This window comes from Streptomyces sp. 8L, assembly GCF_020176795.1.
Taxonomy (GTDB): Bacteria; Actinomycetota; Actinomycetes; order Streptomycetales; family Streptomycetaceae; genus Streptomyces.
In genome coordinates this window covers 1-14383 of the sequence record NZ_JAIUKE010000092.1, presented here as the reverse complement: position 1 = coordinate 14383, position 14383 = coordinate 1, and the positions used below count along the sequence as shown (strand labels likewise).

Annotated in this window: 23 protein-coding genes; 3 read left to right on the top strand and 20 right to left on the bottom strand. The window is 70.2% G+C overall.

Features of this window, described 5'->3' with window-relative positions; translation table 11 throughout:
- Positions 1-4: 4 nt before the first annotated feature.
- The 3 genes from LCE31_RS09750 to LCE31_RS09740 all read right to left on the bottom strand — a co-directional run bounded on the left by LCE31_RS09750 (position 5) and on the right by LCE31_RS09740 (position 1642).
- Positions 5-601 carry a hypothetical protein gene (locus LCE31_RS09750; RefSeq protein ID WP_225013737.1) on the bottom strand — a complete coding sequence of 199 codons (597 nt, stop codon included), beginning with the start codon at positions 599-601 and terminating at the stop codon, positions 5-7.
- Between the two features lie 433 nt (positions 602-1034).
- On the bottom strand, positions 1035-1199 hold the full coding sequence (locus tag LCE31_RS09745; protein ID WP_225013736.1) for a hypothetical protein: 165 nt from the start codon (positions 1197-1199) through the stop codon (positions 1035-1037).
- Between the two features lie 53 nt (positions 1200-1252).
- Positions 1253-1642: a holin gene (locus LCE31_RS09740; RefSeq protein ID WP_225013735.1), complete on the bottom strand. Its 390-nt coding sequence runs from the start codon at positions 1640-1642 to the stop codon at positions 1253-1255.
- Positions 1643-1719: 77 nt separating this feature from the next.
- Here LCE31_RS09740 and LCE31_RS09735 point away from each other — a divergent pair, with 77 nt between their 5' ends.
- Positions 1720-2238, top strand: coding sequence for a hypothetical protein (locus tag LCE31_RS09735; RefSeq protein ID WP_225013734.1), 519 nt, complete (start codon positions 1720-1722; stop codon positions 2236-2238).
- Positions 2239-2302: 64 nt separating this feature from the next.
- Here the strand turns inward: LCE31_RS09735 and LCE31_RS09730 are convergent, their stop codons facing one another.
- Positions 2303-2533 (bottom strand): helix-turn-helix domain-containing protein, encoded by a 231-nt coding sequence (locus LCE31_RS09730; RefSeq protein ID WP_225013769.1) that lies wholly within the window; start codon positions 2531-2533, stop codon positions 2303-2305.
- 490 nt (positions 2534-3023) lie between these two features.
- Between LCE31_RS09730 and LCE31_RS09725 the strand changes: the two genes are divergently transcribed.
- Both LCE31_RS09725 and LCE31_RS09720 read left to right on the top strand, forming a co-directional pair.
- The gene (locus LCE31_RS09725; protein WP_225013733.1) at positions 3024-3368 is read left to right on the top strand and encodes a hypothetical protein; all 345 of its coding nucleotides are present in this window, start codon (positions 3024-3026) and stop codon (positions 3366-3368) included.
- A 10-nt stretch (positions 3369-3378) separates the two neighbouring features.
- Positions 3379-3708: a hypothetical protein gene (locus LCE31_RS09720; protein WP_225013732.1), complete on the top strand. Its 330-nt coding sequence runs from the start codon at positions 3379-3381 to the stop codon at positions 3706-3708.
- 240 nt (positions 3709-3948) lie between these two features.
- On the opposite strand, the gene LCE31_RS09715 is transcribed toward LCE31_RS09720, so the two are convergent.
- The 16 genes from LCE31_RS09715 to LCE31_RS09640 all read right to left on the bottom strand — a co-directional run.
- Positions 3949-4587 carry a hypothetical protein gene (locus LCE31_RS09715; protein WP_225013731.1) on the bottom strand — a complete coding sequence of 213 codons (639 nt, stop codon included), beginning with the start codon at positions 4585-4587 and terminating at the stop codon, positions 3949-3951.
- Positions 4588-4589: 2 nt separating this feature from the next.
- Complete coding sequence (locus LCE31_RS09710) at positions 4590-4892, bottom strand: hypothetical protein (protein WP_225013730.1); 303 nt, start codon at positions 4890-4892, stop codon at positions 4590-4592.
- A 13-nt stretch (positions 4893-4905) separates the two neighbouring features.
- The gene (locus LCE31_RS09705) at positions 4906-5070 is read right to left on the bottom strand and encodes a hypothetical protein (protein WP_225013729.1); all 165 of its coding nucleotides are present in this window, start codon (positions 5068-5070) and stop codon (positions 4906-4908) included.
- On the bottom strand, positions 5067-5453 hold the full coding sequence (locus tag LCE31_RS09700) for a hypothetical protein (RefSeq protein WP_225013727.1): 387 nt from the start codon (positions 5451-5453) through the stop codon (positions 5067-5069). The genes LCE31_RS09705 and LCE31_RS09700 overlap by 4 nt, the downstream gene beginning before the upstream one ends.
- Positions 5450-5761 carry a hypothetical protein gene (locus LCE31_RS09695; protein WP_225013724.1) on the bottom strand — a complete coding sequence of 104 codons (312 nt, stop codon included), beginning with the start codon at positions 5759-5761 and terminating at the stop codon, positions 5450-5452. The genes LCE31_RS09700 and LCE31_RS09695 overlap by 4 nt, the downstream gene beginning before the upstream one ends.
- Positions 5758-6021 (bottom strand): hypothetical protein, encoded by a 264-nt coding sequence (locus LCE31_RS09690; protein WP_225013721.1) that lies wholly within the window; start codon positions 6019-6021, stop codon positions 5758-5760. The genes LCE31_RS09695 and LCE31_RS09690 overlap by 4 nt, the downstream gene beginning before the upstream one ends.
- Complete coding sequence (locus LCE31_RS09685; RefSeq protein ID WP_225013718.1) at positions 6018-6170, bottom strand: hypothetical protein; 153 nt, start codon at positions 6168-6170, stop codon at positions 6018-6020. The genes LCE31_RS09690 and LCE31_RS09685 overlap by 4 nt, the downstream gene beginning before the upstream one ends.
- Positions 6171-6285: 115 nt before the next feature.
- Entirely contained in the window at positions 6286-6519 is a 234-nt protein-coding gene (locus LCE31_RS09680; RefSeq protein ID WP_225013716.1) for a hypothetical protein, read from the bottom strand.
- A gap of 50 nt (positions 6520-6569) precedes the next feature.
- A complete protein-coding gene (locus tag LCE31_RS09675; RefSeq protein WP_225013714.1) occupies positions 6570-7244 on the bottom strand; it encodes a hypothetical protein in 675 nt (224 codons plus the stop codon).
- Positions 7241-8251 carry a hypothetical protein gene (locus LCE31_RS09670; protein ID WP_225013712.1) on the bottom strand — a complete coding sequence of 337 codons (1011 nt, stop codon included), beginning with the start codon at positions 8249-8251 and terminating at the stop codon, positions 7241-7243. The genes LCE31_RS09675 and LCE31_RS09670 overlap by 4 nt, the downstream gene beginning before the upstream one ends.
- Positions 8252-8312: 61 nt before the next feature.
- On the bottom strand, positions 8313-9920 hold the full coding sequence (locus LCE31_RS09665; RefSeq protein ID WP_225013710.1) for a DEAD/DEAH box helicase: 1608 nt from the start codon (positions 9918-9920) through the stop codon (positions 8313-8315).
- A 323-nt stretch (positions 9921-10243) separates the two neighbouring features.
- Positions 10244-13114 (bottom strand): DUF927 domain-containing protein, encoded by a 2871-nt coding sequence (locus tag LCE31_RS09660; RefSeq protein ID WP_225013708.1) that lies wholly within the window; start codon positions 13112-13114, stop codon positions 10244-10246.
- On the bottom strand, positions 13111-13362 hold the full coding sequence (locus LCE31_RS09655; protein ID WP_225013706.1) for a hypothetical protein: 252 nt from the start codon (positions 13360-13362) through the stop codon (positions 13111-13113). The genes LCE31_RS09660 and LCE31_RS09655 overlap by 4 nt, the downstream gene beginning before the upstream one ends.
- Positions 13359-13664, bottom strand: coding sequence for a hypothetical protein (locus tag LCE31_RS09650; protein WP_225013705.1), 306 nt, complete (start codon positions 13662-13664; stop codon positions 13359-13361). The genes LCE31_RS09655 and LCE31_RS09650 overlap by 4 nt, the downstream gene beginning before the upstream one ends.
- Complete coding sequence (locus LCE31_RS09645) at positions 13661-13951, bottom strand: hypothetical protein (protein WP_225013704.1); 291 nt, start codon at positions 13949-13951, stop codon at positions 13661-13663. Before LCE31_RS09645 ends, LCE31_RS09650 begins: the two co-directional genes overlap by 4 nt.
- A 3-nt stretch (positions 13952-13954) precedes the next feature.
- Positions 13955-14383: hypothetical protein (locus tag LCE31_RS09640; protein WP_225013771.1), on the bottom strand; the 429-nt coding region annotated here is incomplete at its 5' end.

The window sequence follows — 14383 nt, the reverse complement described above, 5'->3', positions numbered from 1 at the left end:
CGGCTCACACCACGTGCAGCAGCGAGCGCGGGTCATCCCCGCCCGGGCCGCCGCGCGGCGGCGTCGGCCGGCGCCGCGGGCGCCCCTCCTCCTCGTCGGCGATCTCCCACCGCAGCCGCAGCAGCGCCAGCGGGGTCAGCCCGAGCCGGTCGGCGAGCTGCCGCGCCTCCTTCGACGCGTCCAGCGAGCCGAGCTCGGCCGCCACCTTCCAGCGCACGTACTGCGCGACCTCGCGCGTCCAGCGCAGACGCTCCCACGCCACCGCCTGAGGCGTGGCCCACAACTCGGCCCACAGCTCACCCTCCAGGCGCTCCTGGCCATCCAGCTGCGCCTGGGCCAGGTGCAGTTCCTTGGACGCGGCGTCCAGCTTCTTCTTCAGGGCCCCCCGCTTGCGCGAAATGAGCGTCGGCTCAAGCAGTTCCAGCTCGATGTCGTCCACCGAGCGCTGCGCGGTGTCGCGGCGCACGACGATCTGAATGTCCGCGGGCAGCGGCCATGCGGGCGGTGCGCCCTCACGCCCCGCAGCGGGCAGTCTCATCGCAGATCCGGCGGCGTTGCGCCGCCGGGCGCCCGGCTTCGGTGCCGGACCGGTTCCAGCCATGTGGATCACTCCTTGGGCGCGCCGTTGCGGCGCGTCGGAGGCCGGATCGGTGCGACCCGGCAGTGTCACAGAACGTGACTGTTGGTTCAGGTCCGGGGAACCCCAGACCCGTACAGATAGCTATGTCCCTCCCCGTCGGTCCGACGTGGATCATGAGGAAGGGGTAGCCCCCCAGGGTCCCGTCACGGTGTGTGACGAGCTGCGGGGGCCGAGCGCGGTCCGTGACCACCCCCGAGTCGCCCCCCAGAGGGCCAGCCGACGAGGGTCATGTCGAAGGCGAGGCGATTGATGGCTGCCTGGAGGCCTTCGACGGAGGCGGAGTCCTGGGCGCCAGCAGGTTCCTGGGGTGACGCGGTAGAGCGGTCCTAGCCGCTCAACGGTCACCACGCGAAGTCCACGGTGCGCTTGAGCAGCTGCTCTAGGCCCGCGCGCATCAGTAACCCGGATCGTCAGGCATGACGAGGGCGTAGCGGCCATGGCTGCTGTCGTCCTTATCTGCCGGCTGCCAGGCGAGACGCATGACGTGGCCTTGGTACGTGATCTGGAGTTCCTGGTAGCCGCCGAGCTCCACGCTCGTGTCCTTCGTGGTCTTGCTCATCTGGTCGATGGCATAGGACAGGTTGCGTAGGTCGTCTCCGGTGAACTGTGCGCTCACGTGTTCCAACCTCCTGGTTGCTCGGCTGCGGTGTGGCTGCTGTGGCACGGCGGGCACAGGCCACGGCCGCGTGACGGGTCGTTGGGGTCGAGGCCGCGGGCCACGAGAGTGCGCCGGTCGACGGGCCAGTGGTCGGCGTGCACCGAGGCCCGGCTGCATGCCCGCCCCTTTGTCGGCTGGCAGCTGGTGCAGCCAGGGCAGGTGCAGATCGGATCGCACTTGAGGACGGCGGGGCGGAAGCGCTGCTCGTGCTGGCGGCCGTATCCGCGTTGGCGTGCGGTGCCGCGCCGCTGCTCGGCCTCGCTGCGGTGGTCGTCGCATCGGCCCCGGGTCGTGTACTCGGGGCAGCCGGGGACGCTGCACACGGTGTACCTGGAGCGTGGCATGGCGGACACCCCCCGGTAGCGGGTCACGATCTGGCCGTTTGCGCCCGCTCTGCGCGGGGACTTGGGATCCTGCTCGGATGACTGACATACAGCAGGAGCCGATGCCTTCCAGACCCAGCGATCAGTTGCCCGTGGCGCTCGCCGATCGGCGGTTGGCGAAGTGGCGGATGCCGCTGGTATGGGGGCTGGTCGGTGTGGTGGTGGGAGCCGGTGGTGTAGGTGGCGCGTGGGCCGCATCGAGCGGCGGCTCGTCGGAGGTGCTGTTCACGCTGCGGGGCTCGTTGACGCTCAAGAATCCCGTGGCGTTGGACTCGAACTACACCCGGTGCTCTGGAACTAGCGGGTACGACGACATCGTGCAGGGCGCTGCCGTGACCGTTTACGACGCCGGCGGCGCGGTGGTGGGCTCGGGCTCGCTTGGTGCAGGTAAGTACGCGACACCGGGTGAGGATTCCTCGTGCGTATTCCGATTCGCGGTGACGGGCGTGTCATCGGGTTCGAAGTTCTACCAGGTGGAGGTCTCGCACCGGGGGAAGGTGAACGTCACGGCCACGGAGGCGAAGATGGGATCGTTCTCCGCTTCGTTGGGGGACTAAGGCCGCTCCCACGCTGAAGGCCCCGACCAGGGGACGCTGGTCGAGGCCTTCGGCGGTGAAGCGATCAGCCCGCTTGCGGGCATACTTCCGCACCGCGATCGTGACACGGCGCTGACCTGCGAGTCAAGGGGCGGCTGGCGGGGCGGCGTTGGCGGGCGAGGCGGAGGACATCGGCGCTGTCGTACTGCGGGTACCGGGCGGTTCCGCCGGCGCGCGGCAGCTGGCCGCGCTGCACGAGCTTGCGGACGCCGGCCGGGCTGATACCGAGGACAGCGGCGGCCTGCTGGGCAGTCATACGACCGGGCGGGACGTACGCGGGCTGCATGCGTCCATGATGCCGCAGGTCAGGGGTGGTGTAACAGGCATAGCCATTTTCTAGCCGTGCTCACTACCCTGCCGATCATGGCTGTTGAGTGCCGCTTGGCGTGAGTGCAGCCGGATTGCTGGGTACGAGAGTGATGACACGGTGTCCTGGTTCCGCTCCAGATCGTGACGATCGTCACCGGGGAGACTCCTTGCGGCTTACGGCTCGGCGGGAAAGCATAAGCGAGCCCACAGGGGCACACAGATATGTTCGATAACCGAAAAGAGGGAATGTGCGCCCGTTGAATTTCCGTAAGACTAGCGCGATGACCGTTACTGGGGGAGCTGCAATCCTGCTTGCCTTTTCCGCATCCGTGAATGCGGTTGCCGAGCCCCCTAGATTCGCCACTGCGGGTCCGGGATCTGGCGCGGTGGCTGTGGCGAGCGCTTCAAACCCCTGCAAAGGGAAGCATTATTCGGTGGTGGCTTACACCTTCTATATCGGCCCGAGCAAGATGCCCCTGCGCTGCGGAACGAAAACCTGGGGCTACGATCACATAGTTGCGCACGGGCGCTGGAGTACCAGCTTCAAAAACAAGATAAGTGACACGCTCTTCAACGGCTATCAGGCGTCGCCTGGGGTGTACTACCGCTACAAGGTGGGTACTGGATGTGCGCCGAAGCCGAGGAAGAACTTCAAGGTCGTTGTCAACAAGGGTCCGCTTGGAGGGAAGCCGGGCGGTCTGACACCCCAGGGAGTCATTACGGCCACAGTGGAGTATACGACTCCGGCTGTGGCTTCAGGTATAGCGGTGGCGAAATGCTGAGGAGATTCAAATGGCAACCCCGGATCGAGTGAGTGAAGCCCTCACTCGAAAGCTTTCAGGACCACAGAGCGAAGGGGGCAGTCTCTCGCTTGAAGTCCTGGAGGTTGGAGTGAAATCCACCACCCCGGAACTCATTCTTAAAGTTCTACTCCGTGCCCCGGCGCAAGTCTGGGAAGTCACACTCGACTATGAGGGATATGAGGCGAGTTTGGTAAGCGGAGATCTTGAGGAGGAGTCTCTTGACTATCTCTGCTTCCTTATCCGCACTCATCTTTTCGAGTGGTGGCATACGAAGGGCACTGAGAAGATTTCAGCGCGTATGGGCAAGAGAGTGACCTGAAGACGGCACACATTGGTTGAACCATGAAGTTCATGCCGTCGGACAGTACCACGCGCCCCCACGCCCGAGACGGCTGCGGGCGCGTATCGCGCAGTGGTTCAGCCGCAGGGGGGCGGTTGGGTGATGCCCGGGGCACTAGGCGCAGTAGTGCGGGACGGGCTGGTCGTAGCCGAGCAGGGCCCGGGCGAGGGCATGGATGTGGTGTCGCATCAGGTCTCCGGAAGGGGTCTACAGCCCGCTCTACGCCTGGTCTACGGCCTCCGCTTCGGGGCCTTGACCTGCGTCTACAGGCTCAGAAGGGGCTTCTACGGGTTCGGGGGAGAGGAGGGCGTCCACGTCGGTCCGGCGGATGCCGAGGCGGCCGCCGGTCGCGCCGATGCGGACCTGCCTGGGGTTCAGGCCGCACAGGGTGAGGACGGCGCGTAGGCGGGTGTCGTCGAGGTGTGCGGCCGCGGGGCGGGCCTGGAGGGCGTCGTAGATGTCGCGGAGGAAGACGGCGTCCTGGTCGCCCATGAGGTCGCGGACGCCGAGGAGTAGGCGCCGCTTCAGGTCATCGACGCTGGGCGGTACGGGGCGGCCGGTGCGCCATGCGGCGATCGCGTAGGCGCCGGCCGCCGCGGCGAGGAGCTGCGGCTCGGTGTGCGCGGCCCGCCAGGCGACCAGTGTCCCGGCGGCGATCCCGGCGCCCCGTGCGGCGACCGCCTTGCCGCGCGAGGGGTGGTCGGCGGCGATGGCCCAGGCCCGGGCACGGGCCCACAGCGTGAGGTGGCCGCGGGCGAGGCGCCGGGGGTGGATGCGCTGCGCGGCGAGGCGGGGCCGCCCGCGCCCGAATTCAGGCACGGGCGGCAGCTCCATGGTGTCGGCCTCGGCGTCGATCACGGTCAGGCATTGCCGATGAAGCTCGACAGCATGGTCCCCACGTTTCCGAAGAGGGTGCCGAGCATGGTGCCGACCTGGGTGCCCGACATGGACAGGCCGAGGCCGAGGCAGACGAAGCCGGGCAGCAGGTGCAGCTTCTTGGTGTCCTTGCCGTGCTTGTGCATCTGCCAGGCCCACATGCCGAGCACGATGATCAGCAGGACGGAGATGGGGACGGACCCGGAGGCGCCCACGTTCTCGGGTGCCGCGGTGGTCACCTTGTGCTGGGCGGCGGTGTCGATGGCGGTGATGAGGCTGGTCTTCATGTGCGCGGGTCCTTCAGTACGAGAAGCCGACGAGGGCGGCGATGAGGATGAGGGCGGCGAGGATCACGCGGGCGAGGAAGGCACGCGCACGGGACCCGGCGGGTAGCAGGCGCAGCAGGATCGCCGCGGGGATGAGCGTGAGGACGACCCAGTAGCCGATGGCGCGGTAGGTGATCATGACCGCCCGCCGGGGGACGTCGGACGCTCGGCGGAGGACTCGTCGGACGCGGCCGCCAGGTCGGCCGGACGGGGCGGTCCGGCGGGGAGAGCAGCGTCGGACGAGCCGGGCGAGGGCGTCTGACCGCGCTGACCGGACGCCGTCCGGCGCTGTTCTTCGGGTGTCGGACAGCGGAGGTAGCAGCCGCCGACGATGGGCGCGACGCCTTCGGGGACGCGTCCGGTGCGCCAGGCGTAGCGGTAGGACTGGGCGACGACGGCGACAGCCTGTCGGACGGCGTCGGACACGGTACGGCCGTCGACCATGAGCGCGGCGAGGTCGTCGGACAACTGCTGGTCGACACGAACGGACGGGCGTGCGCCGGGCTTCGGCGGGGTGCTCACTGGCCTCCGCCCGTCGTGTCGGGCGTGCTGCCGATCTCGTAGCTGATCGGGGTGTGCTCGATCTGCTTCCGGAGCCAGCCCACATCGAACGTGACGTCGCCCATGTTCCGGTCGTCGTCGGCGAGGAGTCCGCGGATGGAGGTGCAGACCGTGCTGATGCGGTCTCTCGTGAGCCACCGGAAGGTGGGGTCGTCGAGCCGAGCCGGTGCGGGAGGGTTGAGGGCATCGAGGATGACGGCCAGGTACTCGCGGACGGGGCCGGTGATCTCGGGTGCGCGGTCGTGCTGGGTCTCGGGCTCGGCGCTCACTCGGCACCCCCGGCGGTGCGGCGGAGGATGAGCGCGTACTCGCCGCGTGTCATCTCCCAGCCGATGGTGGGGGCGAGCAGCTGGACCTCGCGGTCGAGGTTGAGTGCGAGCGGGCCGTAGCCGTGCTGGCGGGAGACCTCGTTGAGGATGAGACCGAGGCGCTCGCCCTCGGTGATGATCCGGTAGTGCGGGCCGTCGGCCAGCTGGTCGGCGAGCGCGACGAGGACCGCGCGGGCGTCCGCGACGGTGGTCTCGGTCACCGCTTCACCGCCGGGGCGATGGTGCCGGTGGCGCCGGCCGGGGTGGCGCGCACGGTGACCGTGCGCCCGCCGCGGCGGGTGATGGTGCCGACGGCGACGAGGCGCCGTGTGGGTACGCGCGTGTCGGGGCGCGTGAAATGATCGGCCATAGCCGATGCCTCCTGGGTTCGTCAGGAAGTGCTCGGTCAGGGAGTCAGGCGGCGCCCATGGGCTCCTCCGGTGTTCGAGCACCGAAGGGAGCTGCCGCCTGGCTCCCGTCTTGCGTTATGCGGTTTTCTCTGGGTCTGTTCGAGCAGACCCGTGCTTCTTGATCGCTTGGTCCACGGTGGTCCAGCCCTTGTTGAGGGCCTTCGCGACCTTGTAGACGCTGCCGAGTTCGGCGACGCCCTCAGCGAGGGCATCAGCCCTGCGTGTGGCGGCTTCGGAAACCTGGCGCTGGAGCTGTTCGAGCAACTCCTCTTCCAGGCTGACCCGCTCCCGCCAGGGTCTCGCTTCCATCCCGTGCAGACTATCACTGCCCGGCAGTGATAGTCCAGCCTGCCGGGCACTCACCCGGCCATCTCGGCGGGCTCGTTCGCCTTCTTCTCGGCCGCGGCCTTCTCGTCCTCGTCCTGCCATGCCTTCACCTGGGGCCATGTCGCGGGAGGGTAGGAGCACCCGCACCAGCGGCAGCGCGCGGCCTTCTCCCCGGGGTAGAGGCGCAGGACCGCCCCGCACACCGAGCCGTCCTCACACATCGCCGGACACGGGCCGATCCGCCGGCCGCGCTCTGGCGCCTCGCCAGTCACCGACAGAACCTCGGCCTCAAGGCGGCGCACCTCGCGCGCCATGTCGCCGGCCTGCGGGTAGTTCTCCGCGATCCACTCGACGTCCGCCCACAGCCAGCGCGCTGCGGCGAAGACTCGGCGATTCGCATCGCCTTCGACTGAGGGCGGGCCCCAGCCGCGCCACTGTTGGATGTCCGCACGCCACCTTTCCAGGACGGAGGCGATGCCGCCGTACCAGAGGTTCAGCGCGGCCTCAGAGACGGGCGCGGACGGGCCGGGGTGCCCGCTGGAGACGCGCTCCAGTGGCGCGGCAGCGGTCGGGACGAGGGCCTGTTCGGCTTGGCGGTGCAGGGCGGGCATGCGCTCCAGCCGGTCGGAGAGCGCGGCCGTCTCGGCGGGGCAGAGGTAGCCCGCTTCCAGAGGCTGCTGGCACAGCTGGCAGTCGGTGGCGGTCACGCGGTGGGCTCCGTTTTCTCGTCGGGCAGCGGGTGGCCGGCGGCGGCCAAGTCCTCGATGAGCACGTCTCGGCCTTCGCTGCTCGCGGCCCAGGCTGAGACGATGCGGAGCACGCTGGACAGGTCCGCCTCCGCCCGCTGCCGCGCTTCGTGCGGGGTCAGGGCTCTCGGGGCCAGGCGCTGGACGACGAGGGAGTACCGCGCGGGCGACTCGGCGACCTTGACGTCCATGGCGACGGTCTCGGAGTAATTCGGCGCGTCCCCGAGCACGGCGCGGGCCGCAGCGACCCAGTGGGCCAGGAGTTCACGGGCCGGTTCGATCTGCATCTCGGCCCCGTTGCGGAACTCCATTGAGCGGATGCGGGTCTCGTCGAGGCTCTTCTGAATCCACCGTTCGCGGGCTTCGGCGTCGCGGCCGTCGAGTTCAGTGAGCAGTTCGTCGCGCTCGGCGGTGACGCGGGCCAGCTGTGCGGGGAGGCCCTCGTCTGGCTGCACCTCGCCCTGCTCGCGGGCCGCGGCGGCAGGGCCGTGCTCCTCGGCCGCGATCCGGCGGGCGGCGTCCGCGACTTGATCGACGCGGAAGTACTCGGCGCCCATCGGCGCGGCACGGGCGGTGAGACGGCTGGCGAAGTCCTCCAGCGCGCGGCGGACAGCGGCACCACTGCCCTGGCACGCGAGGTCGAGTGCGCGGCGGGCCTCTTGGAGCTGCACGCGAAGCCGGGCGTTCTCCTCCTGCTCGGACCGGGCTGCCGCCCGGATCTCCTGCTCGCGGCCGGACTGGGGGGCTGCGGCGGCCCGCTCTTCAGTGGCAGTGGGCAGGCCAGCCGCGCGCAGGATTCCAGCGGCGACCTCGGCGACCTGGGCCAAGGGGATGTGCGCCGACTGCGGGTCGTCGCCCTCGACGGTGACCGACAGCGTGTCCGGGTCGCCGAAGAGGAGCCGGGCGGACAGGTAGTACCCGTCCGAGTCGGCGTAGCTGTACGGCTCGGGTGGGGTCTGGTCGGACATGTGAATCTCCTTCGTGGTGGGATGGAACGAGCCCGGGCCTGATAGCGACAGGCCCGGGCTGTCAGGCGGCCGGCAGGATGAGCGAGCGCAGCACGTCGCCCACGCGGTTCACGTCGATCAGGTCCGCGACCTCGCCCGCGTTGCTGCCCTTCGGCACGGCGATACCGAGGCGCCGGCACAGCCCGAGCGCCTTGGGGCTGGGCGGGGAACTGCGCCAACGCGCCTGCCGGGCGACGAACGCGCCCGGGGCCAGCGCTCTGGCCTGCTGCTCCAGCCACGCCAGCGCCTCGGCAAGCGGGCGCGCCACGTCCTCGCGCGGTGGCTGCACGCCGTCCGCCGCCGTCCAACGGCGCATGCGGTACAGCCGGGTGCCCGGGTCCCGGGCGAGGAAAAGGACCATCGCGGAGGTCAGGCGGATAAACCACGTGCCGTCCCCGGTACGCAGCCACCGGATCGTCGACTCGCCGAACAGGTTGATCTCCTCGGCCGTCACCTGCGCGGCCAGCTGCCGGCGCTTCTCGCTAGCGACGTGCTCCTCGGCGACCTCGCGCAGCGACTTACCCTCGCTGGCCTCGCCCACTTCCCGGTCGGTCAGGTCGACGAGGCTGGCGAGCTTGTGGCGGGACGCCGACCCCATGACGTCGAGCAGCAGCGCGTCGGACTTCCCGGGCGCCGGGCGCAGCCCGCGGCCGACCATCTGCACGTAGAGGCCCGGGGACTTCGTGGGGCGGGCGACGACGATGCAGCTGGTGTGCGGGGCGTCGAACCCCTCCGTGAGCACCATGCAGTTCGTGAGCACCTGCACTTCGCCCGCCGAGTACCGGGCGAGGGTCGCACGCCGCTCGTCGCGGCCCATGTCGCCCCACACCGGGGCCGCCGTGATGCCGACCGCCCGCAGGGACTCTGCGGCGGCCTGGGCGGTCGCGACGGTCGGCGTGAAGACGACGCCGGGCCGGTCGCTCGCGTGGTCCACGTAGGCCTTGGCGATGGCGTCCAGGGCGCCGGAGTCCTCGAGCGCCTTGCCGAGCTGTCCGTCGACCAGGTCGCCGCCGCGGGTCTTCACCTTGTTGAGGTCGAGGGTGTCGACGGTGATCGCCTTTCCCCGGACGTCGCACAGGTAGCCGTCGGAGATCATGTCGAGGATGTCCAGGCGGAAGACGACGTCCTGCCACACCTCGGCGAGGCCTCCGTCGGTGCGGGTCATGGTCGCTGTGAAGCCGGCCACCGGCACGCCGTCCCAGGCGCCGAAGTGCCTGAGCACGTCCATGTAGGTGCGGGCGGCGGCGTGGTGGCACTCGTCGACGATGACCAGGCCGATGTCCTTGATGGCCTCGCGCCGGCGGGCGACGGCCAGGGTCTGGACGCTGGCGACGATGACGTCGGCGTCCTGGTGGTCGTCGCGCTGGGCCTTGACGATGCCGACCCGCAGCATCGGGTCGACGGCGAGCAGCTTGGAAGCGGCCTGCTCGATCAGCTCCTCGCGGTGGGCGATGACGAGCGCGCGTCGGCCGCCGAGACTGTCGAGCATCTGGTGGGCCAGGTGGGAGAACACCACGGTCTTGCCAGCGCCGGTGGGCAGCACGACCGCGAGGCGGTTGTGGCCGTCGGCCCAGCCTTGGCGGAGCGCCTCGATGGCGTCGAGCTGGTAGGGGCGGGGGGCGAAGGGCATGGGGCACCTCGATCCAGAGGGAGGAAGGGGGAGGTACGCAGCGCGTACCGGCTGCGTACCTGCTGCGTACCGGGGCAAAAGCGGGTTTGACCTGCTGTTATCTCTCTGGAGACAGCTAGTGGTACGCAGGTACGCAGAAACACACAGGGGTCTATGTGCGCGCACTCGCACGTGCGCACCCGCACGCACGCAGGCGCCTGAGGGGTGCCATTTCCGGGCGAGTGCGTACCACCCCGCAAACGGCCCCCGCGGTTCGCCTGACCTGCGGCGATGCCGGTTCCCGGGTGGTACGCGCCTCGTGCGTACCACCCGCGCGGTAGCGTTCACGCCGCCTCGTCCTGCTCGCCGAAGCCGACGCCCTCGGGCGTGAACGCGAGACACTTCGCCCGGGCGCCATCGAACCGGCGGGGCACCAGATGCGCCGGCCGCTGACTCTTCAAGGTCTTCAGGTAGCCGGCGTCCACCCAACTGCCGACCACGGCGTCCATCGAGTAGCCCGCCTCGGCGAGTACCTTGCGGACCCGCTCGGGCAGCAGGGCCACCTCGGTGACTTGATCTTTGACGGACAGGACTCCGAGCCATCCCGAGTACGGCGGGCGCTCGCTCATGGCGTAGCGGCTCGGGCTGTACAGCTCGTGCGCGTGACCGGCGACGTACTCACGAAGGACGTCCAGCGCCATCTCAGGACGGTTGTCGGTGGGGTTGTGGGCGGTGAAGAGGCTGCGCCACACGTCGTGGGACAGCGGCTCGTACGGCAGGAGTCCGATGTGGCAGGCGAGCGCCTCGGCGTACGCGAGGACGGCGACCATGGGCGCCCGGCGGTTCGTCATGTCGCCGCCGCCACGGAACTCGTCCACCAGGGCGCGGTGCTTCTCCTTCAGTAGCTCCCTGCCGTTCGGCTGGGCTAGGCCGCTGAGGATGTACCGGATGAACTCGGGCCCGGCGTGCCCGTGGTTGGCGAGGACGCCCTCCCGGGCCGCTGCGGCGACCGGGCCGCCGCCTTCTCCGAACGGGGCGATCGTCGTTCCGAGGATGCGTGCCGCCGCGCCCTGGCTGGTCGTGAAGGAGAGGGCCGGCCGCTCACCGGACGACAGGAGGATGGTCTCCCAGGGCAGCATGTTGCCGAAGGCGCCGCCCGAGCGGGCCTTCCCGTGGTTCATCGGGAGTTGGTAGAGGACCTCGTCGATGAGACTGTCGTCGGTGACCGCCATTGTCTCGTCGAAGACCGTGAGGATCCCGCGCACCAGGTTCAGCCGCTTCTCGATCGCGTAGAGCGTGGTGCGCCAGTTGGACATCGCGGAAGCGTGCTCGGAGGGGTCTGCCCACACGCTGAGCGCGACCTGTAGGGCTGTCGTCTTCCCCTTGGTGGAGCGGCTGGAGATGTCGAGAGTGAAGCTGTTGAGGCCGAGGGGCTTGAGCAGCGGGGCCGCCAGCGCGGCCGCGACGGCGACGCGCGGCACCGGGTAGCCCGCCAGGTGCGCGACGGTCGCCTTCCAGTCCTCGAGGGACCCCTTCCGGGCGTGCGCCCGGGCCGGGCCGCGCTGCTCCTCGAAGGCCGTGTCGACCTTGATGCCGTCCTCGGGCGAGGAGACGAATGTTCCGTCGTCCTGCCAGCCCAGCCACCGGGCCAGCTGCTCGGAGGGGATGAGGTTGACGTTGGTCGCCTCGAACTCTGCGAGCCAGCGTTCGACGGCCCGCGCATCGCCCTCGACTGCGGGCAGACCGGCGCTTCCGAGGGTCTCGATCAGCTTGCGGCCGCGCTTCGTGGTCTCGCGGCTGACGATGCGGGAGATGCGGCGGGGCCGGCCTAGGCTGCGGTCGACCCACGACAGTTCGACGTACTGGTCGCCCTCGGGGTCCTCGAACGTGGCGGTCACGACGAGGGGCGCGAACGTCACCCGGGTCCAGCTCTCGCCGCTCTGGCTGAGTACCTCCACGCCGCGGCCGGTGACTCGGTAGTCGTACGGCGTGCGGACCGTCGAGGGCAGGCCGAAGGTGTCGGCGTAGTCGAAGCCTTCCGGGCTGCCCGGTGTGGCGTCCTGCTGCGCAGGCTCGGCGTCGGCCTGGTCGTGCCCGACGGTGTCCGGGGCCGCCGGCGGGGCTGCGGGCGCGCGGCCTGCGGCTGCGACAGCGGGGCGCGGCGCGACGGAGGCCAGAGGGCGGCTGCCGTAGCCCTGGCGGGCCAGTTCCCGGGCGGCGGCCTTGTGGTCTCCGCCGTGCTGCAAGACGGCGTAGGCGCCGAACTTCGAGTACGGCACCTCGCTCTCGAACTCCGAGCCGGTGGCGAAGACGAACAGGCGGTCGTGCTCGTCCTTCCCAGTGGTGGCTTTCACTCCGCCCACGCCGTCGGCCCAGCCCCAGTACGTCTCGCTGCCCCGAGAGTGCATCTGCCGGAAGACGCCGCGGAGGATCTCCCCCCACGTGGCGCGGGCCTCGAAGTCGTCGCCGGGGCGCAGCGTTCCGTCGGGTCGCGGCGGTGACGGGCGCGGCGCCGTCTTCGCGGCCTCGGGCTGGGGAAGCTGGTCCGCCATCCGGCATACGTCCCGGATGGCGGCCGCGGTCTCGGCGTCCAGGACCGGGATGTTGTCCGGGCCGCCGGCGAGCCGGACATACGGGCGCCCGGAAGCATGGACCGCGCCGCTCGACGGCTCGACCAGCCCGTATCCGCCTTCGCCACGGGTCTCGATGAGGACCTGGACGATGCGGGAGTTGGGCTTCTCGCGGAGCCGCTGCTTCTGCTCGTCGGTGTACTCGTCCTTACGGGCGAGGCGTGAGGCCAGCTTGGTGTTGCCCGCGACGGGGCCGCCCTCGACGCGCACGCGGTAGTGCCGTCCGCCGGACGGGGATTCAGTCACCCAGCCGTTGAGGATCGCGGCCCAGGCTTCGCTGACGCGGGCGCCCGACGCCTCCATGATCTCGGTGACGTCGTCGAGCAGGCCTTCGCGGATGGCGACGCCTTCGAACTCGATCAGTTCGATGCCGCCGGACACGGCGCCGTACACAACGGCCAGGCCCCGAGGCTTGTCGCCGGTGAACCAGGCGTCGTGTTCTTCCGGGGTGCTGCGGGCGATCTTGTACTGCATCCAGGAGACGACGGGCTTCTTGGTGCCGTCCGCCTTGATCGGCAGGACGCACAGGCCGGCGTCGTGCAGCTCTCGGGCGGCGTCCCGCAGCGTGGTTGATGCGTCGGTCACGTGTGGTTCTCCTGGCGGGCGGTGCAGCGCGCACGGTGGTCAGCGCTGGCGGAGCGGACGAACGCCGTGACGTTCTCGGCCCCGTAGTGGGGCCCGTCGACGGTTCGGCAGAGCAGGCACTCGTACTTGGCGCGCGGGGCCCGGACGCGCCTGCCGGAGCCGTCGACTCCGCAGTCGATTCGCAGAATCCCGGTGAGCTGCTGGGCGACCTGCGCGCGGGCCGGGGGGGCGTCGGTGCGCGGGGTCACTCGGTGGCCCGCACTGCGTACAGAGCGGCCACGAAGTGGATGGCGTCGGGCAGGTGGGACTCGCAGAGCGGCACGTCGTTCCGGGCGCCCTGCGGGGTGAACTGATGCATGACCACGTCGGCGCGCGCCGGGCACCCGCCGCACTGGTGGTCGATGTCGTCGCGGGTTACGTCGCACTGGCACCAGGAGCACTGAGCGGAACCCGACTTGGCGATCAAGAGCGTGAACGTGTCGGTCCGGCGGGCGTGCTCGCGGACCTCGGCGAGGGCCTGGTCCATCAGGAACGGGGGGATCTCGCTCACCGGTGGCCTCCCGAAGCAGAGCGGTGGATCTCGATGCAGTCGGGCAGCGAAATGTCGACACCAAGCACCTGCGCGAGCAGGATTCGGGCGATCGAGTCGCGCATCTCGCCGGTGACTCGCGTCGGGATGGCGAGGACCGTCCAGCCGTCGGCGCGCTGCACGCCGATGCCCAGGTATCCCTCGTCGGTGACGTCCGAGGGGTGGATGAAGGCGTTGTGCTCGGCGAGCAGCTGGCCGATGGGCGCGGCCATGATGTGCTCGGCGAGGGTGCTGTCCAGGAGCGTCATGGCTCAGCACTCCCGTCCGGCGCGGAGGGCGGCCCGGAGCTGGCGCAGGGTGTCCGCCGGCTTCTGGCCGGGCGGCGTAACCAGCAGCCTCAGCCCGTCTTTCGGCGGAGCCATGAGCAGGGCCTCGGTCACGACGTGACCGTTCGAACCCGTGGCGGGCGCCAGGCGGATCCCGTGTTCGATGAGCAGGTCCCTCAGCGAGATGCTGGTGATGGCGTCGAGGACCTGCTCCAGCACGTCAGCCGGGCGGCCGCTGCTGGCGACGCAGTGGGCGACCTCGTCGAGGAAGGCGACGACGTTGTGCGGGCGGGCCCCCCCCCGGCCCGGCCCCCGGGGGGGGGGGGCGCCGCGGCCCACGACCGCGCCGACCTGGCCGGGGTCCAGGTGGTCCGCGGGCAGGGCGATGCCCTCGCCGCCCGCGGCCGTGACGAG

What these genes read in the sequence shown, in the direction of transcription:
- LCE31_RS09710 (WP_225013730.1), bottom strand. Translation starts at nt 4,892, where the DNA reads ATGAAGACCAGCCTCATCACCGCCATCGACACCGCCGCCCAGCACAAG.
- LCE31_RS09705 (WP_225013729.1), bottom strand. Translation starts at nt 5,070, where the DNA reads ATGATCACCTACCGCGCCATCGGCTACTGGGTCGTCCTCACGCTCATC.
- LCE31_RS09665 (WP_225013710.1), bottom strand. Translation starts at nt 9,920, where the DNA reads ATGCCCTTCGCCCCCCGCCCCTACCAGCTCGACGCCATCGAGGCGCTC.
- LCE31_RS09680 (WP_225013716.1), bottom strand. Translation starts at nt 6,519, where the DNA reads ATGGAAGCGAGACCCTGGCGGGAGCGGGTCAGCCTGGAAGAGGAGTTG.
- LCE31_RS09745 (WP_225013736.1), bottom strand. Translation starts at nt 1,199, where the DNA reads ATGAGCAAGACCACGAAGGACACGAGCGTGGAGCTCGGCGGCTACCAG.
- LCE31_RS09730 (WP_225013769.1), bottom strand. Translation starts at nt 2,533, where the DNA reads ATGACTGCCCAGCAGGCCGCCGCTGTCCTCGGTATCAGCCCGGCCGGC.
- LCE31_RS09735 (WP_225013734.1), top strand. Translation starts at nt 1,720, where the DNA reads ATGACTGACATACAGCAGGAGCCGATGCCTTCCAGACCCAGCGATCAG.
- LCE31_RS09670 (WP_225013712.1), bottom strand. Translation starts at nt 8,251, where the DNA reads ATGTCCGACCAGACCCCACCCGAGCCGTACAGCTACGCCGACTCGGAC.
- LCE31_RS09750 (WP_225013737.1), bottom strand. Translation starts at nt 601, where the DNA reads ATGGCTGGAACCGGTCCGGCACCGAAGCCGGGCGCCCGGCGGCGCAAC.
- LCE31_RS09685 (WP_225013718.1), bottom strand. Translation starts at nt 6,170, where the DNA reads ATGGCCGATCATTTCACGCGCCCCGACACGCGCGTACCCACACGGCGC.
- LCE31_RS09720 (WP_225013732.1), top strand. Translation starts at nt 3,379, where the DNA reads ATGGCAACCCCGGATCGAGTGAGTGAAGCCCTCACTCGAAAGCTTTCA.
- LCE31_RS09740 (WP_225013735.1), bottom strand. Translation starts at nt 1,642, where the DNA reads ATGCCACGCTCCAGGTACACCGTGTGCAGCGTCCCCGGCTGCCCCGAG.
- LCE31_RS09645 (WP_225013704.1), bottom strand. Translation starts at nt 13,951, where the DNA reads ATGACGCTCCTGGACAGCACCCTCGCCGAGCACATCATGGCCGCGCCC.